Annotated in this window: 23 protein-coding genes and 1 pseudogene; 3 read left to right on the forward strand and 21 right to left on the reverse strand. The window is 33.7% G+C overall.

Annotation, left to right across the window (positions count from 1 at the left end; all coding sequences use genetic code 11):
• Nucleotides 1-15: 15 nt before the first annotated feature.
• From mraZ to AC5LWZ_RS10895, 5 genes are all read right to left on the reverse strand, one after another.
• Nucleotides 16-462, reverse strand: a complete 447-nt coding sequence (gene mraZ / locus AC5LWZ_RS10875; RefSeq protein WP_110447183.1) for a division/cell wall cluster transcriptional repressor MraZ — start codon at nucleotides 460-462, stop codon at nucleotides 16-18.
• Between the two features lie 381 nt (nucleotides 463-843).
• Complete coding sequence (gene pgl / locus AC5LWZ_RS10880; protein ID WP_198200859.1) at nucleotides 844-1,542, reverse strand: 6-phosphogluconolactonase; 699 nt, start codon at nucleotides 1,540-1,542, stop codon at nucleotides 844-846.
• A 13-nt stretch (nucleotides 1,543-1,555) separates the two neighbouring features.
• Nucleotides 1,556-3,016 (reverse strand): glucose-6-phosphate dehydrogenase, encoded by a 1,461-nt coding sequence (zwf, locus tag AC5LWZ_RS10885; protein ID WP_493463690.1) that lies wholly within the window; start codon nucleotides 3,014-3,016, stop codon nucleotides 1,556-1,558.
• Between the two features lie 192 nt (nucleotides 3,017-3,208).
• Nucleotides 3,209-3,493, reverse strand: a complete 285-nt coding sequence (gene rplY / locus AC5LWZ_RS10890; protein WP_034901157.1) for a 50S ribosomal protein L25 — start codon at nucleotides 3,491-3,493, stop codon at nucleotides 3,209-3,211.
• A gap of 186 nt (nucleotides 3,494-3,679) precedes the next feature.
• On the reverse strand, nucleotides 3,680-4,552 hold the full coding sequence (locus AC5LWZ_RS10895; RefSeq protein WP_493463691.1) for a D-hexose-6-phosphate mutarotase: 873 nt from the start codon (nucleotides 4,550-4,552) through the stop codon (nucleotides 3,680-3,682).
• A gap of 187 nt (nucleotides 4,553-4,739) precedes the next feature.
• Here AC5LWZ_RS10895 and hemW point away from each other — a divergent pair, with 187 nt between their 5' ends.
• The gene (hemW, locus tag AC5LWZ_RS10900) at nucleotides 4,740-5,873 is read left to right on the forward strand and encodes a radical SAM family heme chaperone HemW (protein WP_198200872.1); all 1,134 of its coding nucleotides are present in this window, start codon (nucleotides 4,740-4,742) and stop codon (nucleotides 5,871-5,873) included.
• Between the two features lie 229 nt (nucleotides 5,874-6,102).
• Here hemW and AC5LWZ_RS10905 read toward each other — a convergent pair whose 3' ends face one another.
• Together AC5LWZ_RS10905 and AC5LWZ_RS10910 are read right to left on the reverse strand one after the other, a co-directional pair.
• Nucleotides 6,103-7,068, reverse strand: coding sequence for a sugar kinase (locus tag AC5LWZ_RS10905; RefSeq protein WP_198200873.1), 966 nt, complete (start codon nucleotides 7,066-7,068; stop codon nucleotides 6,103-6,105).
• Between the two features lie 5 nt (nucleotides 7,069-7,073).
• On the reverse strand, nucleotides 7,074-7,892 hold the full coding sequence (locus AC5LWZ_RS10910) for a DeoR/GlpR family DNA-binding transcription regulator (protein ID WP_198200874.1): 819 nt from the start codon (nucleotides 7,890-7,892) through the stop codon (nucleotides 7,074-7,076).
• A 335-nt stretch (nucleotides 7,893-8,227) separates the two neighbouring features.
• Between AC5LWZ_RS10910 and AC5LWZ_RS10915 the strand changes: the two genes are divergently transcribed.
• Complete coding sequence (locus AC5LWZ_RS10915; RefSeq protein WP_110447176.1) at nucleotides 8,228-9,082, forward strand: tagatose bisphosphate family class II aldolase; 855 nt, start codon at nucleotides 8,228-8,230, stop codon at nucleotides 9,080-9,082.
• An 8-nt stretch (nucleotides 9,083-9,090) separates the two neighbouring features.
• A pseudogene (locus AC5LWZ_RS10920) lies at nucleotides 9,091-10,010 on the forward strand (1-phosphofructokinase family hexose kinase).
• A 252-nt stretch (nucleotides 10,011-10,262) separates the two neighbouring features.
• On the opposite strand, the gene AC5LWZ_RS10925 reads toward AC5LWZ_RS10920, so the two are convergent.
• From AC5LWZ_RS10925 to rpsU, 14 genes are all read right to left on the reverse strand, one after another.
• Nucleotides 10,263-10,736 carry a hypothetical protein gene (locus AC5LWZ_RS10925; protein ID WP_110447175.1) on the reverse strand — a complete coding sequence of 158 codons (474 nt, stop codon included), beginning with the start codon at nucleotides 10,734-10,736 and terminating at the stop codon, nucleotides 10,263-10,265.
• Between the two features lie 33 nt (nucleotides 10,737-10,769).
• A complete protein-coding gene (gene ribD / locus AC5LWZ_RS10930) occupies nucleotides 10,770-11,873 on the reverse strand; it encodes a bifunctional diaminohydroxyphosphoribosylaminopyrimidine deaminase/5-amino-6-(5-phosphoribosylamino)uracil reductase RibD (protein ID WP_110447174.1) in 1,104 nt (367 codons plus the stop codon).
• A gap of 20 nt (nucleotides 11,874-11,893) precedes the next feature.
• The gene (gene nrdR / locus AC5LWZ_RS10935; RefSeq protein WP_086363835.1) at nucleotides 11,894-12,346 is read right to left on the reverse strand and encodes a transcriptional regulator NrdR; all 453 of its coding nucleotides are present in this window, start codon (nucleotides 12,344-12,346) and stop codon (nucleotides 11,894-11,896) included.
• Nucleotides 12,347-12,507: 161 nt separating this feature from the next.
• Entirely contained in the window at nucleotides 12,508-13,797 is a 1,290-nt protein-coding gene (gene thrC / locus AC5LWZ_RS10940; RefSeq protein ID WP_198200877.1) for a threonine synthase, read from the reverse strand.
• A gap of 77 nt (nucleotides 13,798-13,874) precedes the next feature.
• Nucleotides 13,875-14,813, reverse strand: a complete 939-nt coding sequence (gene thrB, locus AC5LWZ_RS10945) for a homoserine kinase (RefSeq protein WP_086363837.1) — start codon at nucleotides 14,811-14,813, stop codon at nucleotides 13,875-13,877.
• Nucleotides 14,814-17,270 carry a bifunctional aspartate kinase/homoserine dehydrogenase I gene (thrA, locus tag AC5LWZ_RS10950; RefSeq protein WP_493463692.1) on the reverse strand — a complete coding sequence of 819 codons (2,457 nt, stop codon included), beginning with the start codon at nucleotides 17,268-17,270 and terminating at the stop codon, nucleotides 14,814-14,816. It lies immediately after the preceding gene.
• Between the two features lie 322 nt (nucleotides 17,271-17,592).
• Nucleotides 17,593-17,922, reverse strand: a complete 330-nt coding sequence (locus AC5LWZ_RS10955; RefSeq protein WP_034901131.1) for a hypothetical protein — start codon at nucleotides 17,920-17,922, stop codon at nucleotides 17,593-17,595.
• 143 nt (nucleotides 17,923-18,065) lie between these two features.
• The gene (locus AC5LWZ_RS10960) at nucleotides 18,066-18,818 is read right to left on the reverse strand and encodes an SDR family oxidoreductase (RefSeq protein WP_110447170.1); all 753 of its coding nucleotides are present in this window, start codon (nucleotides 18,816-18,818) and stop codon (nucleotides 18,066-18,068) included.
• A gap of 122 nt (nucleotides 18,819-18,940) precedes the next feature.
• Complete coding sequence (uspA, locus tag AC5LWZ_RS10965; RefSeq protein ID WP_034901127.1) at nucleotides 18,941-19,393, reverse strand: universal stress protein UspA; 453 nt, start codon at nucleotides 19,391-19,393, stop codon at nucleotides 18,941-18,943.
• Nucleotides 19,394-19,457: 64 nt separating this feature from the next.
• Nucleotides 19,458-20,972, reverse strand: a complete 1,515-nt coding sequence (gene pitA / locus AC5LWZ_RS10970; protein WP_493457132.1) for an inorganic phosphate transporter PitA — start codon at nucleotides 20,970-20,972, stop codon at nucleotides 19,458-19,460.
• A 68-nt stretch (nucleotides 20,973-21,040) separates the two neighbouring features.
• Nucleotides 21,041-22,012, reverse strand: a complete 972-nt coding sequence (locus AC5LWZ_RS10975; RefSeq protein WP_493457133.1) for a bile acid:sodium symporter family protein — start codon at nucleotides 22,010-22,012, stop codon at nucleotides 21,041-21,043.
• A gap of 63 nt (nucleotides 22,013-22,075) precedes the next feature.
• Entirely contained in the window at nucleotides 22,076-23,914 is a 1,839-nt protein-coding gene (gene rpoD / locus AC5LWZ_RS10980; RefSeq protein WP_110447167.1) for an RNA polymerase sigma factor RpoD, read from the reverse strand.
• Between the two features lie 82 nt (nucleotides 23,915-23,996).
• Nucleotides 23,997-25,778 (reverse strand): DNA primase, encoded by a 1,782-nt coding sequence (gene dnaG / locus AC5LWZ_RS10985; RefSeq protein WP_198220954.1) that lies wholly within the window; start codon nucleotides 25,776-25,778, stop codon nucleotides 23,997-23,999.
• 133 nt (nucleotides 25,779-25,911) lie between these two features.
• Nucleotides 25,912-26,127, reverse strand: coding sequence for a 30S ribosomal protein S21 (rpsU, locus tag AC5LWZ_RS10990; RefSeq protein ID WP_034882800.1), 216 nt, complete (start codon nucleotides 26,125-26,127; stop codon nucleotides 25,912-25,914).
• Nucleotides 26,128-26,157: the final 30 nt, after the last annotated feature.

A 26,157-nucleotide genomic window follows, 5' to 3' on the forward strand; every position in this document is an offset into this window, starting at 1 on the left:
TGTTATTTACTCTTATTAAATTGTTAGATTTTTTAAATTATCTGATAAGTTTTCAATATCTGTTGGTAACGCAGCAATATCATCACTAATTTGTTGATACCATATTCCTTCATCCCAAATCTCAAATTTATTGGATTGGCCGACAAACATAGTATGTTTTTCTAGTTTTGCATAAGTACGTAAAGTTGGTGGTAGTAAAATACGTCCAGCATTATCTAAATTACATTCCGTTGCATAACCTAATAGTAGCCTTTTAATTCTTCTTTCTACTTCAACAATAGTTGACAATGTTGATAGTTGTAATTCAATTTTTTGCCATTCAGACATTGAATAAAGTGTTAAACAAGGATGATATAAACCAATGGTACAAACTAAGCCGTCAGACAAAAAATCACGATAGCGAGTAGGAATTGCTATTCGCCCTTTACTATCTAAACTGACTAAAATTGCACCACTAAACATGAAAGCACCATAATTAACAATTTTTATTATTTTTAAATTATAAAAAAATCAATATGTTAATTGCAATCCTATTTTTTACCACTTTACCCCACTTTTTACCACAAAAGTTAATAAAATAATAGATGTTTAATTAATTTATTTCTACCAATGTAAAAAATGTATATAACTGTTAGTAAATCCTAACAACTGAAATAAAGTAGTAAAAAATATTAAAAGGAATTATGGATATAGTTTTTAATACAAAATTGATGCTTTCTAATAAAAAATTCTATTTATCAATATATTATAGATATAAAGAGCCAATGATTTAGGTAACAAGAGGTTTTAGTACCTGACTGTCAATTAGAACCTTACCAGTCAAAACTAGCAAGGTTGATTTAGTTAAGAAGCGGTCCAAAAACCAATAACATTGACTCTATTCTGCTGCAAGACTGCACGAATAGGCATTTGATTAATATCATCACCTTGTTCTGCTTGCTCAAGCACTTGCATCTTACTTTCACCGACTAAATGTAAATAGATATTTTCACTATCTAAAATAGTAGGTAATGTTAAGGTAATACGATCAAGTGGAGCGGTTAATGGTGTCATACCGATAACTTTACGACCGGATTTCATATCTAATCCCGCCATTAAATTAGCTGCACCAGGAAAAAGCGAGGCAGTATGTCCATCTTCACCCATTCCCAAAATTAACACATCAAATGGCATCGGAATTTTATTTAATATTTTATCGGTAATTTCTGCGCCGTCGAATGGATTATCACAACTATTTTTCAAGCCGACAAAATTAGCTAATTTAGCCTTATTTTGTAGTAAATAAGTTAATACTAACTTCTCATTACTCGCATCATCAGTATCAGCTACCCATCGATCATCAACTAATGTAATAAAAACCTTATGCCAATCTAAATCTTGTTGGCTTAATAATTTAAATAGTGGTATAGGTGTTTTTCCACCAGACACGGCAATAGAAGCATGTCCTTTTTTCTCAATAGCCTTTTTTAGTTCTTTAACAATATGGGAGGCTAAATCTTCAATCAATAGTTGATTGTTTGAGTATTTATTTAATGTAAACATTTTCGTAATTCCTCTATTCAAATTCATGCCATGAATGACCATCTTTGGTGATCAAAGCCACTGAAGCGACAGGTCCCCAAGTACCTGCAGGATAGTTTTTTGGTGATTCATTATCTACATTCCAAGCACTAATAATTGAATCAACCCATTTCCATGCTGCTTCAACCTCATCACGGTGAACAAATAAAGCTTGTCTGCCACGCATCACTTCTAATAGTAAACGCTCATAGGCATCAGCACTATGTTGATGAAATGTTTCTCTAAAACTTAAGTCGAGTTTAGTGGTTTGTAAATTGTGAGTACTATCTAATCCAGGTACTTTATTTAAAATTTCAATGTCCATACCTTCATCTGGTTGTAAACGGATGGTTAGTTTATTTTGTGGTAATTCTGAATAAGACTCGCTAAATAAATTAAGAGGCAAAGATTTAAAATAAACGACTACTTCAGAACATTTACTCGGTAAGCGTTTACCTGTCCTTAAATAGAAAGGAACCCCAGCCCAACGCCAATTGTCTATATCTACACGAATAGCAACAAATGTTTCAGTATTACTTTGCTTATTTGCGCCATCTTCTTCTAAATAACCGGGGACATTGATACCGTTAACAAATCCGGCAGTATATTGTCCTCTAACTACTTTTTCACGAATATTAGCTTTATTAATTGGACGTAATGCATTAAGTACAGCAATCTTTTCTCTACGCAAACTATTATCGTCAAGATTTGCTGGAGGAGACATGGCAATCATAGTAAGAATTTGCAATAAATGATTCTGCACCATATCGCGCATTTGTCCAGCTTTATCAAAGTACCCCCAGCGGCCCTCAATTCCAACTTGTTCGGCAACAGTTATTTCAACATGATCGATTGAATTTCTATCCCAAAATGCAGCAAACACAGGGTTAGCAAAGCGTAATGCAAGTAAATTTAAAACTGACTCTTTACCTAAATAGTGGTCAATACGATAAACTTGTGATTCACTAAAAAATTTTGCAACTGAATCATTAATCTCTCTCGATGATTGTAAATCAAAACCTAATGGCTTTTCCATGACAATTCGACTTTGAGATTGGTTCAAACCTGCAGCTGCTAAGCCTTGGCAGATAGTCCCAAATGCATTCGGATGCATAGCAAAATAAAAAATAGCAGGATGCGATTTTTCAAGTTTATTTTTTAAAGAATCAAAGCCTGATATATCATTAACATCTAATTTATGAAAGTTTAGACGCTGACTAAGTCGTTGCCAAACAGTTTCATCTAAAGGCTCGGACATAAATGAGGTCAACGCATCTTTAGCTACTTCAGCATAAGCCTTTTGATCCCAATCAGCACGGCCTACACCTAGAATTTTTGTCTGTTTTGGTAACTTTCCATATTTTTCTAATTGATATAGAGACGGTAAAAGTTTACGCCTCGTTAAATCCCCTTTAGCGCCAAAAATAACTAAATCGCAAGCTGGGATATCAGACATGAAGTTCTCCTAAAATGGTGTCATCTACAATTTATTTTATTATGTTTGACTACCAGTATACATCAAGTTAATAGAATCAATCATAATAATAGATATTTGTCTTTTTTAGACTCAAATAAAAAAATAAAAGGCCACCAAATTGGTGACCTTTTATCTAAAGATGTGTTGAATAACAATTCAACAAATAAGTAATTATGCGCGTACAAAATCCATATGAACTAATTTTGGCTTAAATGGATGACGTTGTACTGCTTGTACTTTAACTTTAACTGCTTTACCATCAATTTCAATAGTTAATACTTCAGAATAAAATTCTGGTTTTTCTTGCATATTGAACACTTGGTTGTGATCTAACACGATAGAAACTGCAGGTTCTGTTCCACCATAAACAATAGCTGGGAACTGACCAGCGTGACGCAGGCGGCGGCTCGCACCCTTACCATGCTCTTTTCTTACTTCAGCTTTAAATGTAAACATATTGATTTCTCTTATTTATTCAAAATAAAAACCAATTACAGGCGACCCAGTAGTTGGTTATAAAATTAGTGCTTTAAAAAGCGCTAGGGATTATAAAGTGTTATGCTAGTAAACGCAATCAAATAATCAATCCTATAAAGATAAAATCACATATTGATTGCATTTATAATAATCAAAAGATAATGGTTAAATCACTTCAATCTTAAACCCATATACTGATTTTTGTGTTGCCGCTAATTTTAATGGTTTATTAATACGACAAGTCTCAACACATACCATAGATTGGTATTCTTGATCAGCAAAATCAGCCATTGCTTTAGCTTTATCTATCCATGGATTCCAAGTAACGACATCACTTGCATTAACATTAGTTAATTTAATGGTTCGCTTACCATCAAAGACGGTGATTGCTTCATCAGCATCAGTATAAACACGATCGACTTCTTGATTAAAGGTTAGTTGTCCTAGAATAGCCGGTTTATTTTCAACTGGTAAGCGATCTTGATAAGAATCCCCTAAACCTTTAACAGTAACATTATCAATATTATTAATACCAAAATAAGTATGTAATGCACTTGTTGCTTCAAAATCTCCTTGGCAAGATAATGTCACTTCACAAGTTTGTCCCACATGGATGGTTAACCATGCCTTAAAAGGTTTTGTGAAAAAACGTTCTGTCTGTTGGTTATTAGTTAATGATAAAGTTAAATCCACACCATTATTGTCTTCTTTACAAGAATCTAATTGCCATTCAACTAAACGAGCAAAACCATGCATTGGATCACCCAATTTACCAAACCATGGCCAACAAATTGGCACTCCACCTCTAATTGCCATTTCTTTTTTAAAATTCGCTTTTTGACTCAACCAAATAACCGGTGTAGTTTCTGTTGAAGGTTGCCAAAATAGTAAATGAGCACCTTGTAACGATACTGCTGCTGAACATGTAGGATGTTTAATCACTAGGACAGGTAATTCACCAAATATATTTTGATGGACTGATAAACTCAATGACGAACCGGTAGCATAACTATCTAAAATCTGCTTAATAATACTCATATTTACTCCTAACTATTTAATTTGCTTGGCGAATACTGCCTATAATCTATATCTAATTGTACGCATATTACTCGAATTATAAAAACGGAATACAGACAATAAAAGCTTTTTTTACTAAATTGGAGTAATATAGCCAGCTATTTCTTATCAGTTACTCACGCTTTGTAAAAAATTTGAGGAAAGGCATATGTTTCAGTATAAAATTCCACTGAGTTTATATATACATATGCCATGGTGTGTGCAAAAATGTCCATATTGCGATTTTAATTCACACAAAATGAAGAGTGCGCCGGATTACTCTGCATATATTGATCATTTAATTAATGATTTAAAACAAGATGTATTGCTTACTCATGATCGTTCCATTCATTCAATTTTCATAGGTGGTGGAACCCCAAGCCTGTTTTCTGCAGAATTAATTAATAACTTATTGGCAAATATAAACAAAATAATACCAATTAATCATGATGCAGAAATTACTATTGAAGCAAATCCTAATTCCGTTGATGTTGAAAGATTCAAAGGATATCAGCAAGCAGGTATCAACCGTATATCGATTGGAGTACAAAGCTTTCAATCAGATAAACTTCAGAAATTAGGACGAGTTCATAATCCACAAGAAGCGATAGATGCAGGAAAGTTAGCCCATGATTTAAATTTAAAAAGCTTTAATTTAGACTTAATGCATGGCTTGCCAAATCAAACAATTCAGGATGCATTGCATGATCTTAAACAGGCAATTGCAATCGCTCCACCACATCTATCTTGGTATCAACTAACAATTGAACCGAATACCTTGTTTGGTTCTAAACCTCCTGTTTTACCTGATGATGATATGCTCTGGGATATTTATCAACAAGGACACCAATTGCTAACTAACCATGGATATCAGCAATATGAAACATCGGCTTATGCAAAACCAAATTATCAATGCCAACATAATCTAAATTATTGGCGATTCGGCGATTATATCGGTATTGGTTGTGGTGCTCATGGCAAACTAACACAAAATGACGGTACCATTATTCGTACGGTGAAAACAAAACATCCACAAGGATATATGCAAGGACGTTATTTAGAGCGCTCTTATACTGTAGCTAAAGATGAATTAGCCTTTGAATTTTTTATGAATAGATTCAGACTATTTGAACCAACACCTAAAATCGAGTTTGAGCAAAGAACATTTTTACCTATGCAATCTATTGATCAACCGATTTCTCTTGCTATAGAAAAAAATTATTTAGTTGAAGATGACAAAACTTGGCAAATAACAGATCACGGCAAGTTATTCTTAAATTCATTGCTAGAAATTTTCTTATAACAAAATTAATTAAAATAAGACAACAATTTTCTTTACTATATATTAACAAAAAAAATACTAACTATTTAAACAAACATATAAATTTCTTTACTTACATTTTTTCAAAAAAAGAGCATACTAACTTCTACAATGCATTTATTTCATTGTTTTTCCTATTCCTTATGTTTTCCCAATAACAATGTTATTGGGATTTTTTTGTAATAAGGAAAATTAAGTTTTCGTTACCAAATTAAATAGTTGTATGTTTTGATAAAAACTGTTGGATTTCGGTAAGTGAAGACGTTCCTTCCATCGGCCCTTGTTTTGATACAGCCAATGCACCGCTCACATTAGCAAATTGTAGTGCGGTTTCAACAGGGTACCCTGCTAATAATAAACTCACAAATGTCGCACCAAAACAATCACCAGCGCCGGTTGGATCAACAGAATCGACATTAAAACCATCTACATGAATCATTTTTAAGCATTTTTGTTCATCTAAACCATAATAATTGGCTCCTTTAGCACCACCTTTTACAACAATATGCTTAATACCATTGTTTAGCAAATTTGACATAGTTTGTTGTTCACTTTCATCATTCTGAGCAAAATAACAAACCTCATTTTCGCTAGGTAAGAAAATATCGGTATACTCCATAATATAACCAAAAGATTGTTCCATTTCTTGAATGTTAAACATCTCTTTGCGTAAATTAGGATCAAACGAAATTGTTCCACCTTTATTTTTAATGAGATCCAAGGCTTTTCTCATCGCATCAATAGCTCGAAAAGAGTACAACGAAGACCCCATAACATGCAAATGATTACAATCTTTTAACAATTTTTCATCAATATGATTAAATGATAGTAAACCACATGCACTATTAGGAATATTAAAAATAAAATCTCTGTCACTATGGTCTTGATAACTAACAAATGCACTACCAGTATTAGCCATACTATGTGAAGTAATACCGTCAATAATCACCCCATCTTTTTTAAGCCGATTAATGCACATTTTTCCAAAGCTATCTTTTCCCACACAGCTAAATAAAATGACAGGAAAACCTAATTTAGCGACTTGATCAGCAAATATTGCTGGAGCACCACTTGGATAAGGACCAATAAATTCACCTGTTTGATCAAAGCGTTGATTATTTTCCTTTGCCAAAAATTCAACCAGCAATTCACCTACAGTACAAATTTTAAATTCCATATTAGTTATGTCCCCAATAGATTATGATAAGTCATACAATATTTATTAATCGCAATTTGTTTAAAATTAGAATTTAACAATTGGTGATGATACTCAGTCACCGCTGCTTTAGATAATATTGTGACATCTATATGTTTTAATTTACCAATACTATGATTATCAGCAAGTAAAGATCTTTCTAATAAAAGGCCAATAGTATGTTGAGAATATTTTAAGATTTGTTGATATATTTCTTTTTGTTCACAATTTTCAATAATCAGAGAATTATCTCCATCTATGGCTGCTAATTCGATAATGAAATGAGAAATGGCATACTTATTGCCAATGCTAATCAATTCATTACAGCTTTTTATAATATTTCCTTCACATAAAACGCCACCAATTAAAATGACTTCTGCATCGGAAAATTCACGTACTAATTGTGCATTTCTTATATCATTCATAATGATACGTAATGATTTTTTTTTATGTAAAAAAGGAATTAGTTTCCGAGTTAAAAAACCATGTCCTAAAAAAATAGTATCACCATCATTAATATAACTTAAACACGCTTTTGCTAAATCAATATCAGAATTGCCCTTAGTTTGACTTGAATTTAATGCAACAGAATTGTGAACTTGCCCCTCAGGAGAAATATAAATAGCGCCACCAAATGAACGTTTTAAATATCCTTGTTGTTCAAGGTAAGTTAAATCTTGTCGGATAGTAACATGAGAAACCTTTAACTGATCAGACAACTCATCAACTTTTACTTCACCATTTTGGCGTACAATTTTTGCGATATCCAATCGACGTTTCAATAGAGCTGAAGATGCTTTAGCCAATTTTCACTTCCTATGTTAATGGTAAATACTTCGTACAAGACTCATAAACCTCATCATATAAATGATCTACAACAAACCATAACCGTTTAAAACTGTAACTATATAATTTTCATATATATGAAGAGTTATTCTCTATTCTAGGTTAATCGAAAATATTTGACAAAAAAAATACTCAATTACATTTCTTATTCAGAGATAAAAGTCAGTATTTGTGATCCATCTCACAATATTTACACTAGTATAACTTTCATTTTGCAATCATAATTAACAAAAAATAATTCCAATTTGAAAGAAACTAAAGATTATGAGGTTCACTATAGTTAAGGAGCAGTAAAATGAGTATTATCTCAAGTCATAATATGTTAAAAAAAGCCCAAAAAGAGCAGTATGCTATTCCCGCCTTCAATATCCATAATTTAGAAACAATGCAAGTAATTGTTGAAACAGTGGCTGAATGTCAATCTCCGGTCATTTTAGCTGGTACGCCAGGAACATATAGTTATGCAGGAACTGAAAATATCATTGCTATTGCTAATGAATTATCAAGAAAACATAATGTTCCATTAGCTGTACACTTAGATCACCATGAAGAATTCAATGATATAACTAACAAAATAAATGCCGGTGTTAGATCGGTAATGATTGATGGTTCACACTTTCCTTTCGATGAAAATATTGCCCTTGTAAAACGGGTTGTTGATTATGCTCACCGATATGATGTAAGTGTTGAAGCTGAACTCGGTCGCCTTGGTGGTGTCGAAGATGATCTTGTTGTCGATGCTAAAGATGCATTATATACAAATCCACAACAAGCTATAGAATTTGTTAAGAAAACAAACATAGACTCGTTAGCTATTGCGATAGGTACAGCACATGGAATGTATAAATCAGAACCAAAACTTGATTTTGAACGTTTATCAGAAATTCGTTCAGTAGTAGATATTCCATTAGTTTTACATGGCGCTTCAGGCGTTCCTGATAAAGATGTTCGTGAATGTATAAAACGTGGTATTTGTAAAGTTAATGTTGCAACAGAATTAAAAATTGCTTTTTCTGATGCCCTAAAACAATACTTTATTGAAAATCCAGATGCTAATGATCCTCGGCACTATATGAAACCTGCTAAAGCGGCAATGAAAGAAATTGTTAAAAAGATCATTACAACTTGTGGATGTGCAGGTAAATTATAGAGGGTTAAATGATATATGCTTTAACGCTGAATACTGCAATTGATATGAATATTTATTGCAACGACCTAAAACCTAATTCAGTAAACCGAACATCATATACTGAATATAGTCCTAAATGGTAAAGCAATCAATGTTTCAATTGTATTGCATAAATTTAATAAAACGAGTCGTGCATTAGGTTTTTTTGGGGAATTTTCGGGGAAGTATATTCTCGATGAATTAGCCAAGATGCAAATACAAACTATCCCTTGCTTAATTGATGATATTACTCAAATTAATGTTTTCATTAGCAATGGGAAAGATGAATACAAATTGGTAGGAAAAGGACCTTTCGTTCCCGACCACAAAAAAACCGAAATGCTAACTATTATTGAGTCTCTCAATAATGATAGCTATTTAGTTATTAGTAAAAGTTTACCGCAAAATATCAAACCAGAATATTTTCAATCCATTTTAAAAATTTTCCAAAGTAAAAATATCGAAATAATTCTAGATATTAGTCATCCTATATTACAAGATTTATTAACATATAAACCTCTACTTATCAAACCTAATAATGATGAATTGACAGAGATTTTTGGTTTAACCATTGAAACAACTAAACGAATTATTATAACCTTAGAATATATAAATTCGAAAGGCGCACAAAATATATTATTAACGATGGGCTCAAAAGGACTTTATTTTTCAAATGCAAGAATATTTGGTTCTGTAATTCAGTATCCATAAAACAATTAAGTTCAGCTTGTACAGGAGATGCATCACTGGCCGCATTTCTTAGCAAATGGTTTCCTACTCAAAGCAACTATGAACTAGCCATGAAAAAAGCATCAGCAACTGGTACCAATGTTGCCGAATCAGATGGTTTAGGCTACTAGATAAAATTAGTCTCTATATCAATCAACTTGAAGTAGTGCAGATAAAATAATAGGTTGCAAAATTAAAACCATGGTAATTAGTTAATCCATTTTTATAGTTCAGTGATTAGTTCCATGTTTTTATTAGATAATTTAATCAATATAGCAATATAGCAATATACAAAATAAGGTAAATAATATTTGAAGAAAATTAATTATTAATAAAAAGAATATGCAAATCTTTTTGCCACATACTATTAAACTCGATATCAATGATACCTGTTAACAAAATGGTGCTTAGATTTAAAGAAATTAAAATCCCTTTAAGTAGCAAAAATCTCTAGACGATTATTGATAATACTTTCATCCTTAACTAATTCAAATGAAACTAAATCACCTTGCCAATTGATGCCTAAAACTAACAACATTCCTTGAAAGTCATAGTAATAATTCATTTCATCTTCATAAATAGAATATTTAAATATGTAATTATGATTAAATTGTTCTGTTAATTCAAATGGGTGACCAATTTTAAACTCAAAGTCAAGGTAACTTAAAATTTGATTGGCTTTATCAACTAAAAAAGGATTCCCTACAACATCATCAATCGATAATACCGCGATATTGTCTGAAAGATAAAAAAATACAATTTGATAACCACAGACCTTGGCAATACCTTCTATTTCGGCATAAGAAAAATCATCAATTACCTGGTATTCATTTGTGTTAAGAAATTGCTCAATATCAAGAGTTGTAAACCGTTGCTTTTCATACATATTGCCAATATCACGATTCATTTTTTAATCCTTATTTTCAGCGAAAATAGGTTATTATTTTCTTTTTAATACCACTCGTAAATCATCACCGACAACGTCAACAGACTCAAATTGGAATTGAGGCGCGAATGAAAGTTTTTGTAGGTTAGGCAATACGCACATATCTTGGGCATTATGACCTAGCAATTTAGGAGCATAATATATGATTAATTCATCAACCAGATCTTGTTCGATTAGCGCACCGGCTAAATGAGATCCAGCTTCAACCCATACAGAATTCATTTGTTGCTTAGCTAATATGGATAACAACTCTGATAAATCAACTTGATGATTAGTTGATGATTCAATGATAAGTTTGCTATTTGAAGATAATATTGGCAGATTTTGCTTACGAACAATCCAATTTTCACCAGAATTGTTGAAAATATTTTCATTACCAATCATTTGATTTTGACTATCGATTATCACTCGTACGGGTTGACGAACTTCATCGAAAGGATAAATTTCTTTAATTGAATCAGGCAATTCATTAAATCTAACAGTTAAACTGGCATTATCAGCTTGAACTGTTTTCCTGGTGCTCAATATACAACTAGCTTGAGCTCTATATTGTTGTACATCTTGTCTTGCTAATGCTGATGTGATCCATTTGCTTTCACCGGAGGCCATAGCAATTTTACCATCCAATGAAGCGGCCATTTTAAGTTGGACGTATGGCAGGCCGGTCCGCATGCGTTTTAAAAAACCTTTATTAATTGCCTCAGCTTGCTCAGTTAAAATGCCAACTTGAACTTCAATTCCAGCATCTTTTAATCGTTTAATGCCATTACCAGCAACGTTAGGATTAGGATCTTGCATAGCAATAATTACCCGCGTTATGCCAGCTTGAATAAGAGCATCAGCACAAGGTGGAGTTCGACCAAAATGACTGCAAGGTTCTAATGTTACATAAGCCGTTGCCCCTTTTGATTGGTCACCAGCCATTCTTAATGCATAAACTTCGGCATGGGGTTGGCCAGCTTTTTGATGATAACCTTTGCCAATGATCTGATCATTTTTAACAATAACACAACCAACATTAGGATTAGGGGTAGTGGTAAAGCGACCGAGTTCAGCAAGCTCAATAGCTTGCTGCATATAATATAGATCTTTATCCATAGCTATCTTTTAAATTAAGATTATTTTTGTTGCAACTTCGCTATTTCATTACTGAATTGTTCAATATCATCAAAACTGAAATAAACAGAAGCGAAGCGAATATAAGCAACTTTATCAAGATTTTTGAGCTCTTCAATTACAAAATCACCAATTAATTTTGCTTGCACTTCACGTTCGCCTGTAGCTCTAAGTTTTGATTTAATACGTGTAATAGCATCTTCAATTGCATCAAAACTAACCGGACGTTTTTCAAGAGCTCGTTTTATACCATTACGAAGTTTTTCTTCATTAAAAGGTTCTCGAACCTTATTACTTTTAATAACATTAGGCATAATTAATTCAGCCACTTCAAAGGTTGTGAAACGCTCATTGCATTCCACACATTGTCGACGACGACGAACTTGAAAACCTTCACCAACTAATCGAGAATCAATAACCTTTGTATCATCAGCATTACAAAACGGACAGTGCATAAATATATCCTGAAAACGTTTAACTTACATTACAATAGCCGAAATTATTATTTTAAACAAGATTTAAGCTAAGTAATATAAATTCTGCATACTATTTCTAATGGAAGTAAACTCAAATGAATGTTAAATTTCCGCCACCTATTCGGTGACGGAAAATTGATTTACCATGTTAATGAGATTAAAAAATCGCGTAATTTTGCAAAATCATCAGGCATATAATGAGAAAGCAATGGCATCTCAGCCCTTTCAGCTAATGCTGGTGGTAATGGAATAGACCTACCAAGAATATCTTCTACCACTTCTTTAAACTTGGCTGGATGTGCAGTTCCTAAAAATAAACCATACTCCCCTTCTTGCAATTGATCGCGTAAAGCTCGATAAGCAATAGCACCATGAGGCTCAGATAAATAACCTTTTTTATCCAATTCTTGAACAGTTTGTACAGAAACCTCATCAGAAACAGCTGCATGACCTAATGATTTTAATACCCAACCTTCTCGTTGATAAATTTCCTCAATTCTTGGCCAGTTATTAGGTTGACTTACATCCATAGCGTTAGATAGTGTAGCTACAGTTTTATGTGGCTCCCATTTACCGGTTTCTAAATAACGAGGAACAGTATCGTTGGCATTAGTTGCTGCAATAAAACGTTTAATTGGCAACCCCATAGTTTTAGCCAGCAATCCGGCAGTTAAATCACCAAAGTTACCACTTGGCACAGAAATAACTAATTGTTTTCGTTGTTCCGCTGTCAATTGAGCATAAGCTTCAAAATAATAGCAAATTTGAGCTAAAAGCCGACTTATATTAATGGAGTTTGCTGAGTTTAAACCAATAATATTTTTTAACTCTTCATCATCAAACGCCTTTTTAACTAATGCTTGGCAAGCATCAAAATCACTTTGAATAGCAATGGTGTGGATATTATCACCTAAAGTACAAAATAGTTTTTCTTGTAAAGGGCTAATTTTACCTTCTGGATATAGAATCACTACGCGAATATTCGGTAAGTGAAAAAAAGCATGCGCAACAGCTGCACCTGTGTCTCCAGAGGTTGCCGTTAAGATTGTGATTTTTTTATCCGCAGCGACTTGAACTAATGCTTGTGCCATAAAGCGGCCACCAAAATCTTTAAATGCTAATGTTGGACCATGATAGAGTTCAAGTGAACCAATATCATCTTCTACTGATTTGACTGGAGCTGGAAATTGGAAGGCATTTTGTACTAATCGATGCATATCGTTATCACTAATTTCATTACCAATAAAAGCCGATAATATTTTGGCACTTCTAGTAACAAAATCCATGTTTAGCAATGACTCTATTTCTGCATCTGAAAATTTTGGTAATTGCTCTGGGAAAAATAATCCTTGCCCTTTACCTAATCCTTGTTGTACGGCCTGAGCAAAACTAACTTGTTCAGAATGATCTTTTAAGTTATACAGTTTCATAATTTGTTCCAACTATTTTATACTTTAATTGTTTTCTTTTTGATTTAATCTTATTGTCCAATTTAATAACAATTAACTTAAATCACTCTTGCACCTTGTGGATCTATTTTACAAATATGGGTAAAACCATCTTCATTTTGTAGATAAGAGCTTTTTAATAATGACTCTATCTGCTGTGCCGTTTCAAGATTATCCGCCACAACAAACATCGTCGGTCCAGATCCTGATATCCCTGAAGCTAATGCGCCAAGTTGTTTTACTTTCTTTTGTGTTTCGTCAAAATTAGGTAGCAATTGTTTACGATAAGGTTCAGCAATATTATCAATTAACATTGCCGCAGCAAGTTTAGGTTGTTTAGTATAGCAAGCATGTAAAAAACCACCGACATAGCGACCATGAGCAACACAATCAGCTTTTTGGTATTGAGCAGGCAAAATAGCTCTGGCTTCTGCTGTAGAAACTTTAATACCAGGATAGGCCATTACCCAATACCAATTTTCAAAGTGAGGAATCGACTCACTGATAACACCCATTTCATCTAAAATAAGTTGCATACCACCTAAATAACAAGGTGCCACATTATCATAATGCACACTACCAGATATACGCCCTTCTAGCTCTCCCATCATCGAAAGCATCTCAAACTCATTAAATGGTTCATTGAAAAACTTATTTAATGCAACAAAAGCACCAACTACTGAGCAAGCGCTTGAGCCTAAACCAGAACCAATTGGCATATTTTTTTCAAGAGTTATACTCACAGGTAATGTTTTATTCATAGCCTTACAGAAACGCTGCCAACATTGATAAACAATATTGAACTTGGGATCTTTTGGCAGTTTTTTGACAAATTGCCCTTTGCAAGTAAGGTTAAACTCAGTTGCAGACTCAATAGTAATACAGTCACCTAACATTGCACCACTAATTGGATTGATTGCCGCCCCCAAAATATCAAAACCAACACTAATGTTTGCCATTGATGCAGGAGCATAAACAGTTAATGATTTATGACTCATTTAGCCTCCAATTTTTCCCGATGTGGTTCGTAAAATATCAGCAAAAACACCTGCTGCAGTTACATCATTACCAGCGCCATAACCACGTAATACTAATGGAATTGGTTGATAATACCTAGTATAAAATGCTAACGCATTTTCACCATTTTTAACTTTATAAAGTGGATCATCTGCATCAACAGCTTCTATTTTGACGCTACATTTACCATCATCAATACTACCTACATACCGTAATACTTTCCCATCTTTGGCTGCTTTTTCTGATTTTTCTTTAAATTCAGCATCTAGTTGTGGCAGTTTTGACATAAACTCATCAATATTACCTTGAGAATATTCCTCAGGAAGAACAGATTCAACTTTAATTTGATCTAATTCTAGTTGTAATCCAGCTTCTCTAGCTAAAATCAACAATTTTCTGGCTACATCTGTCCCTGATAAGTCATCACGAGGGTCTGGTTCGGTAAAGCCCTTTTCTTTCGCCAATTTAGTCGCTTCTGATAAAGACATTCCTTCATCTAATTTGCCAAAAATAAAAGATAACGAGCCAGATAATATGCCGGAAAACTTGATCAGTTCATCACCTGCATTAAGCAGATTTTGTAAATTTTCTATTACAGGTAAACCAGCACCAACATTGGTATCATATTGAAACTTACGCTTACTATTGGCTGCTTCTTGCCGTAAGCGAAGGTAATAAGCCATTGAACTTGTATTAGCTTTCTTATTTGGTGTGACCACATGGAAGCCATTGGCAAGGAAATCAACATATTTATCTGATACGTCACTACTTGAAGTACAGTCAACTAGAATTGGATTAAGTAATCGATTGTTTTTTGCAAATTCAATAATACTATTTAAAGTATAATCTGTATCACTTTGTTTTATTTGATCACGCCAATTAGCTAAATCAATACCATCACGATTAAGTATAGAATGTTTGGAATTGAATAAACCACAAACCCGTAAATCTATCTGTTTATTTTTGAGCCATTTTTGTTGGCGACCAATTTGATCAACCAATGCACCACCAACACCACCAACACCAATAATAAACACATCTAGCATTTTATCTGTACCAAAAAGCATTTGGTGCGTTACACGTACCCCCATTACAGCAACATCATTATCAACCACAACCGAAATTGAACGCTCTGATGAACCTTGTGCAATTGCCACGATGTTAATATTGGCTCGAGCTAATGCAGTAAAGAAGTTAGCAGATAAACCACGTAACGTACGCATACCATCACCAACAACAGAAATAATTGCCAATTTGTCAATCACTTCGATAGGTTCAAGTAAGCCATCTTTTAATTCTAAATAAAATTCATCACTTAATGCTTCTTCAGCACGATATAGTTCAGTTTGAGGAACACAAAAACTAATACTATATTCAGATGATGATTGGGTAATCAGTACCACCGAAATCCCTGCATAAGTCATAGCAGAAAATACTCGAGCAGACATACCAACCATACCTTTTAATCCTGGCCCTGATACATTAATCATCGCCATATTATTTAAATTGGTTATACCTTTTACTGGAGTTGAACTATCCACAACATTTGCACCAATTAAAGTCCCAGGAGCATCTGGATTATTGGTATTTTTAATTAAGCATGGAATTTGGAATTGGGCAATTGGCAAAATTGTTCTTGGATGAAGTACTTTAGCACCAAAGTAAGATAACTCCATTGCTTCTTGATAAGACATGGTTTTTAGTAATTTGGCATCAGGTACAATTCTAGGATCACAAGTATAAACTCCATCAACATCGGTCCAAATTTCACAGCTACTTGCACGTAAACATGCTGCTAAAACTGATGCCGAATAATCAGAACCATTACGGCCAAGAACAACTAATTCACCTTTTTCATTTCCAGCAGTGAAACCTGGCATCAAAATAATATTTTCTGGCGGAATACGCATCTCGCTGATGCGATGAGATGATTCAACAATATCAACCGTTGATTCTAAATAATCACCTTCGGCAATTAACATTGCTACCGGGTTAATTACGGTCACTGCATGACCTTTTGCTTTTAGCACCTCTTGCATGATTGCAATTGAAAGTTTTTCACCTCGGCAAATGATAGTAGCATTAATACTATCAGGACATTGACCTAATAATCGAATACCTTCTAACAATTGTTTGACATTATTTAACTCATTGAGTGCAAATTTTTTCATCTCTTCATAGGCAAAATTAGGCAGTACTTGTGATATTCCTGCTAAGAGATCCGCAAAGATTTTTTCTGCATCATAAATATTTGTTTGTATATCTTGCCGTGCTACAGTTTTTTCAACCATTGCGACTAAATGATTGGTAATTTTAGCTGGTGCAGATAAAACTGTTGCAGTTTGTTCTTGTTTAGCATTATTCTCAATAATCTCTGCTACACGCAAAAAGCGTTCTGCGTTGGCAACAGATGTTCCTCCAAATTTTAAAACTTTCATATCACACCTTACTTATTTTTCTAATTTATGCCAATGACAATTCAAAATGCAATTTTTTTAAATTACCTATTAAATCAATATTTTGAATTCTTTTTTTCTGTTATTAATGTTTTTAAATATTTTTTATTTTATAAAACAAAAAACCCGCCTTTTGGGGCGGGTTTTTCGATATTTTTTAAGGAAAAATCAACCCGCCCTATAATTAATAATAGTGCCGGTGGTGCCAATAATACCTGAAATCATCATCATCACAGTTTTCATTATTTTTCCTAAAAAATCCCTAAACAAAACAGCCCGACATTTTCATGTCAGGCTGTAAAAATTAAAAAACTTTTTTGCTGTTTTCGTATTCATTCACTACCTTATTTAAAGCTTGGTAGATACTTTCTGCATCCTGTTTTTTTAATGCTTCATCAAGTATATTGAGATACGATAACATTAGTTTTTGATTATCTTCAGCAAATTGTGGCGAAACTTCCTGATCTTCATATAACATGACATAAGTACGCGCAAATCCAAAGATCAAAAAATAAACTGATGCATTTTTTGGATCATCTTGGATTAAAGTCCTCATAGCCTTACGTAATTTTACATACGAATCGGTACCAGGTAAGCTTGTCGCAAATGTTTTTGTTACGTCTGAAAATGTCATTGCTAAAACCTCAATCAAAATCACAAGCGAAAAGAATAGCAATCCATTAACATAAGTGCAAGTCTATTTTGATTTTCAATTCTATTTTTTTATTATTTTTTGTTTAACGCATTGATATATATCAATGTAATTTTTGTTAAATGTTAAACTTGCTTACAAACAGATAACCCTGCCGAAGCTTGGGCAACTGGCATAATTTCAATTGAATTCACATTAAAATGATTAGGTGTATTTACTAACCATGACACCGTATTAGCAATATCCTCAGGAGTAACATAATCAACATCTTTATAAACTGTCGCAGCTTGTTCATCATTACCATGGAATCGTATATTTGAAAATTCTGTTCCACCACATAATCCTGGTTCAATATTTGTTACTCTGATTCTTTTACCCAGTAAATCTGTCCGTAAATTAGCACTAAATTGCTTAACAAATGCCTTAGAGGCACCATAAACATTACCACCTTTATAAGCATAAGTACCCGCCACCGATCCAAGATTTATTATGTAACCATAATTACGTTCAACCATACTCGGTAAAATTTGATGTGTTAGGTGAATTAAGCCAATAATATTTGTTTGAATCATGGTTTCCCAATCATTATAATTCGCCTCATAAGCAGGTTCTAATCCCAATGCCAATCCAGCATTATTGATTAATATATCAATTGGTTGAAATTCTTTTGGTAGTTGCAACAAAATAGTTTCGACTGCATCTTTTTTGGTGACATCAAACGTTAAAGGTAAAAAATTATCCCCCAACTGATCAGCAAGTTTCTGTAATTTATCACTCCGTCTAGCTGCACCTATTACTTTATAACCGTCAGCAATAAGCTTTCGACAAATAGCTTGACCAAAACCAGAAGAAGCCCCAGTAACTAAAGCGATATTCATATTCAATCCCCTTTACTCATGATAATTGTCTGAATTTACCTTTATAATATTGAAATAAATGATAAATTATTCTGCATTAAATATAAAAAAACCCGCTACGTAGCGGGTTGACATCGAATATTTCATTTAGCTGGTTCTTCGGAAGGCTCTTCATCTTTCAAAGGAACAATCAACGTGTCAATATGGGTATTATTAATCAATTGTCGAGCAGAAGACATTAATTTACTCCAGAAATCTTGATGATGACCACAAACAACCAGATCTGCGCCATATTCATGGATAGCTTCAATTAATACTTGGCCGAATTCACCATTGCCAGAAAGAGTATGTGCAATTGGATAACCGGCATCATCAGCAAGTTTATTCAATGCAATATGGGCATCTTCAGTGATACGATCTTTCATATCATTCATATTAATATCAACTAAACCAGTATAAAGGTCTGAATAGTTGATACCAACATGAATTAGTGATATTTGAGCATTATATGGTCTAGCCATAGAGACTGCTTTTTCAACAAGAACTTCACTTTCTGGTGATAAATCCACTGCGACTAAAATATGTTTATAAGCCATAATATTCACTCCTTCCTATTTTTGACGCTCTAATTAAATTAGAATTTATACTTCCTTTTTACTACTAAATTAATTTTTGAGCAAGCCAAAATAGTGACCCAGATAACAAAATTGAAATTGGCAAAGTAAGAATCCAAGTTAAAGCAATATTTTTAATTGTTTTACTTTGTACCCCACCCCCATCAACAATCATCGTGCCAGCGACAGATGAGGAAAGAACTTGGGTTGTTGATACAGGCATACCAGTATAACTGGCTATACCGATTGATAACGCAGTCGTAATTTGTGCAGAGACACCTTGAGCATAAGTCATCCCTTTTTTACCGATTTTTTCACCAATGGTTACTGCAACCCGTCGCCAACCTATCATAGTACCTACAGCAAGGGCTGAAGCTACGCCGACAATAATCCAAACTGGCGCGTACTCTACAGTTTTTAATAAATCATTATTTAACGATTTTAAGTATTGCTTATCTTCTGCAGGGACATTTGGTTGTTTAGCAACATGAGATACCGTATCGGATAAACATAATAAAATACGTCTAGCCTGAGATCGTTGATCTACGTTAAGAGAACCATAATCATTCATTTTATTAAACAAATTATTAGCAATCCCTAATGTAGTAAACGAACGAGAGTAATCACAATGATATTGATTTAAATCATTTACAGGAATAGAAGTATCTGCTGCAGACTGTTTTCCTATTACAGTATTAAGTTCATCATTATGAGTAATAAAATATTCTTCAATATTATGAATGGCATTTCTGGTATTAGTAATTTCATAGGTTGATGCTCCCATATTTACAATAAAGCCAGCAGGCGCAATTCCCATCAATACTAGCATTAATAAACCAATACCTTTTTGTCCATCATTAGCGCCATGAGAAAAACTTACCCCAGCAGCAGAAATGATCAACATTATACGAATCCAAAATGGTGGTTTTTTCTTACCATAGAGTTTTTCGCGTTGTTCTGGCGTCATAAAAATACGCTCTCTTTTTTTACTACGTTTTTTACTTTGACCTTTACGAGTCCAATATTTCCGTAGTAAAAAAATCATTAATCCAGCTATCACAAGACCAACAACAGGCGAAATGATTAATGATAAAAAGATTTGGATCATTTTAGGAATATTAAGTGCATCAATAATAGAAGTATCCATAATAAATGCATTAGCCAATGCTACACCAATAATTGCACCAATTAAAGTATGTGAGCTTGATGCTGGTATACCTACATACCATGTACCTAAGTTCCATATAATAGCGGCAAATAAAATCGAAAATACCATTGCCAGACCATGTGCAGAACTTACATTCAATAATAAATCAGTTGGTAAAAGATGCACAATTGCATAAGCAACACTAAGTCCACCAAGTAATACCCCAAAAAAGTTAAACATGCCAGCCATAAAAACAGCAAGCTGTTCTTTTAATGCTCTAGTATATATTACTGTCGCAACTGCATTCGCGGTATCATGAAAGCCATTAATTGCCTCGTAAAAAAGAACAAAAAATAGTGCTAAAACTAGTAATATAATGGTTGAAAAGTCTAAATCAGCAAATAGATGAAACATAATATATCTTTCTGTTGTTAATAGCGGCTCTATTATCCTTGAGAATACCATAATGAGCAAAACAATTTTTACATTTTTCGTTTCGCATAATGGGAAGCTAATACAGCACAGATCATTAATTGAACTTGATGAAAAATCATTAACGGCAAAATAATTATTCCAGTTATAGACATAGGGAAGATTACACTAGCCATAGGAATACCACTTGCGAGGCTTTTTTTAGAACCACAAAATACAATTGTGATTTCATCTTCTTTGCTAAAGCCGAATAATCGCGAGCTGTAAGTAGTAATTAATAATACGATGGTTAACAAAATTATTGAATAAAAAATAATTTCTAAAAGAGATAACAAACTAACTTTTGCCCAAATACCATTGACTACCGCATCACTAAAAGCAACATAAACAACTAATAATATTGATATACGATCAGTTTTTGAAATAACACTTTTATATTTATCCACCCATTTGCCAATAAAACGTCTAGATAAATGACCAACCACAAAAGGTAACATTAGTTTAAGCATAATAGATTCTATAGCATCTAAAATATTCATCGAGTCAGCCGCTTGAGTATGCATTAATAGGCCGACTAATACAGGGGTAATAAATACACCTAATAATGTCGATGCCGATGCGCTACAAATTGCTGCAGCTACATTACCTTTTGCTATTGATGTAAAAGCAATTGCAGACTGGACCGTAGCGGGTAGAACACAAAGGTAAACAAAACCTAGATAAAGATCTTCAGATAAAAAAATTGGTACAAGTAGTTGCATCATCATCCCTAGAATAGGGAACACCACGAAAGTAATAACAAATATCAATAAATGCAATCGCCAATTTTTTATACCAATAACTATTGCATCAAATGACAATTTTGCTCCATGCATAAAAAATAATAGACCAATAGCAAAAGTGGTGAGATCCTCAAAAACAACCTTAGCTTGTCCTTCACATGGAAAAATACTTGCCGTCATCACAACACAAATCAAAATCAGCAAGAATGAATCAATTTTAAAACGTTGAAGTATATTCATGATATTAGTTTGATTAGTTAAAAAAATCGCCACAAAAGTGGCGATATATCTAAAGTTATGCTGTTATTCTAGGAAGCTTCGCAGTACATCAGATCGGCTTGGATGACGTAATTTACGTAATGCTTTAGCCTCAATCTGACGAATACGTTCACGCGTTACATCAAATTGTTTACCAACTTCTTCAAGAGTGTGGTCAGTATTCATATCAATACCGAATCGCATGCGTAATACTTTCGCTTCGCGCGGTGTTAAGCCAGATAAAATATCACGTGTTGCACTACGCAAACTTTCAGATGTAGCGGCATCTAATGGTTGCTCAAGAGCTGTATCCTCAATAAAATCACCTAAATGTGAATCTTCATCATCACCTACTGGTGTTTCCATTGAAATAGGCTCTTTAGCAATTTTCAATACCTTACGAATTTTTTCTTCAGGCATTTGCATGCGTTCAGATAGTTCTTCTGGCGTTGGTTCACGACCAATTTCTTGTAACATCTGACGTGAAATTCGATTTAGCTTATTGATTGTTTCAATCATATGCACTGGTATACGTATTGTTCTTGCTTGGTCAGCAATTGAACGTGTAATTGCTTGTCGAATCCACCAAGTCGCATATGTAGAGAATTTATATCCTCGGCGATATTCGAACTTGTCAACAGCCTTCATCAGGCCAATATTACCTTCTTGAATAAGATCTAAGAACTGCAAGCCACGGTTGGTATATTTTTTCGCTATTGAAATTACCAAACGTAAGTTGGCTTCTACCATCTCTTTCTTAGCTCGTCGAGCTTTTGCCTCACCAATAGACATTCGTCTATTAATATCTTTAATTTGCTCAATAGAAAGATTAGTTTCCGTTTCTATTTGTTGTAAACAATTAATTTCAGCCTCAATTGGTGCTTCAAATTCCATTAAATTAGCAGCAAAAGCGCCTTTACCAGTAACGGCTTTTTTATACCAACTCATGTTATTTTCGTTGCCACTAAAATGCGTCATAAATTGTTTTTTCGGCATTTTGCACTGCTCAACACAGATCTTCATAATGACACGTTCATGTGCTCTTACGCGATCCATCATGCTTCTCATGTTATTAACAAGAATATCAAATTGTTTACCAACTAATCTGAATTGTTTAAAAACTTCAGATAAATTTTCAATTTCTTGTTGTGCTTTTTTATGGGCTCGACCATATTTTTTTATTGCAGCTGAGGTTTTATCATGTTGTTCTTTAAGTTCAGAAAATTTCGCTCTTGCCACTTCCGGATCAATTGAAACATCATCATCAGCTGAAGAATCGCCATCTTCTTCACTTTCATCATCGCTATCATCAATATCGATTTCAGCTTCACTCTCTTCCAACTCTTCTGGAAGCTCTTCGGTTGATTCTTCAGCATTAGGATCAACAAAACCGGTGATAAGATCAGATAAGCGAACTTCACCACTTTCCACTAAATTGTATTGTTCTAAAAGATATGTAATCGCTTCTGGATATTCAGATACAGAGGTTTGAACTTGATTAATACCATCTTCAATACGTTTGGCGATATCAATTTCACCTTCACGGGTTAGTAATTCAACTGCACCCATTTCCCGCATATACATACGGACAGGATCTGTCGTTCTACCTATTTCTGATTCTACATTAGATAAAACTAATGCTGTAGCTGCTTCGACGGCCTCTTCATCCGGAACATTATCGGAAAGTAATAATTCATCTGAATCTGGGGCTTCTTCAAGTACTTGAATGCCCATATCATTGATCATTTGGATAATATCTTCAATCTGATCTGAATCAATGATTTCTTCAGGCAAGTGATCATTGACATCAGCATAGGTCAGGTATCCTAGCTCCTTTCCTCGGATGATCAGGAGTTTTAACTGTGATTGAGAATTTTGCTCCATAAAGGTATCCACATTTAGTTATTCGGTCATGTATATTATATATGTAGAATAGAAAATAATTTTCTACATATACCCTGTATATTTAGTCTTTTTTTGATAAAACAAGTATTAATGTCGCTAATTCTTTTTTCTCTGCGGTACTTAATCCGGAGACTCTCTCTTTTGCGATCAGTTCATCTTGCCTTTGGGCGAGTATATTATCATATAACTCTTTTAAAGTATGAGAAAAAATTGACTCTATTTCATCATCTTGGTAATGGTACTCCCATGTAGCTAAACGACTTAGCTGTTTATAAAATGGTCGACTGATACACTCTGTTAATATCTGTGCTGTAGTTATATTTGGGTATTGTTGGCATAATTCAAGTAGCTCAATAAATATATCTATGCCAGCTAAATTAACTTGTCGCATAACATTAATATCTGAAACCATTTTAGCCATATCAGGATATTGCAGTAATAAACCAATCAAAATTCGCATGGTAGTTAATTTCATCTGCGGTGCAGATACTGGTTCAATAGGTTTATTTTCACCTTTGTTTTGATCTGTGGCAATCAGTTGTTCTATTTGTGATATATCAAGTAGGCCTAAATAACGACCTAATTCCTGAAGCAAATTAAGTCTAAATGCTTTTGCTTTGACCTGCTCAAGCAAAGGTATGGCCAGTGAACTCAATTTAGCTTTACCTTCAGCGGTTTTTAGATCAACTTGTTTTAATAATTCATCAAACAAAAATTCGGAGAGATTAGGTGCATTTTTTACATAATCTTCAAAACCATCTTTACCGACTTTACGTACGTAACTGTCAGGATCTTCATCTTGTGGTAAAAAAGCGAAAGTAATTTGTTTACCATCAATCAAACAAGGTAGTAATACGTTCAGTGCTCGCCAAGCAGCACTTCGCCCTGCATTATCACCATCATAACAAAATATGACAGAATCAGTTGCTCTAAATAATAATTTAATATGTTCTTCAGAGGTTGATGTACCCAATGCAGCAACTGCATAATCAATACCGTATTGGGCCAGTGAAACGACATCCATATACCCTTCAACCACAATCAGCTGTTCAGGATTTCGATTAACCTCTTGCGCTTCATAAAGACCATACAATTGGAAACCTTTATGAAAAATAGGTGTTTCGGGTGAATTAATATATTTAGCTGAATCATTGATAATCGTTCTACCACCAAAAGCAATGACATTACCTTGTCTATCGCGAATTGGAAACATTATACGACCACGGAAACGATCATATTGATTACCACTATCATTGGTAACTAACATGCCAGCTTGATTATATAATTTCGTTTCAGCTTTAGTTTTTACTACATTTTGTGAAGTTAAACGCCACTCATTAGGAGCATAACCTATTTTATACCTAGTTATAATTTCTTGATTTAAACCACGTTGCTCAAGATACATATGAGCATCTTTTGAAGTTGATAATGCTAGTTGTTGTTGGTAGAAATCGGTGATTTTTGCCATCAAGGAGTAGAGATCACGACGCAAATTACGTGATTCAATTTGCTTTGATTGGTCAGCTTGATTACTATCATCTTCCGTGTAAGGAACACGAATGCCTTGCATACTAGCAATTTCTTCAATGGCTTCAGGAAAGGTTAATCGTTCATACTGCATTAAAAAATTTACAGCAGAGCCTGATGCACCACATCCAAAGCAGTAGTAAATTTGTTTTTTTTCATTTAATGAAAAAGAAGCAGTTTTTTCATCATGAAAAGGACAACAACCGAAATAATTATTTCCCTTTTTTTTCATTTTAACGCGCTTACCTATCACATCAAGAATACTTGTGCGGGCAAGCAAATCTAAAATAAAATCGCGAGGAATAAGACCTTTCATGATAAAATTCAACCAATTATGGCATTATGAAAAGACAACAAGCCGTAATAATAATACGGCTTGTTAAAATTGTTTATATCTAGAATATAAATGAATTGTTTTTTTAAAACAATTTAAATTTTCAGTATAAAAATTAATATAGACGAGTGCGACGAGCGTTTTCTCTTTCTAATTTCTTAGCATGGCGTTTAACAGCAGCTGCTTTTGCGCGTTTACGAATAGTTGTTGGTTTTTCGTAAAATTCACGATTACGAACTTCAGCTAATACTCCTGCTTTTTCGCAAGAACGTTTAAAACGACGTAATGCTACATCGAAAGGTTCATTTTCACGTACTTTAATTACTGGCATGTGCCTCTCACCTCAAATTTGTTTAATATC

The sequence above is a fragment of the Gilliamella sp. LMG 34362 genome (genome assembly GCF_984569125.1).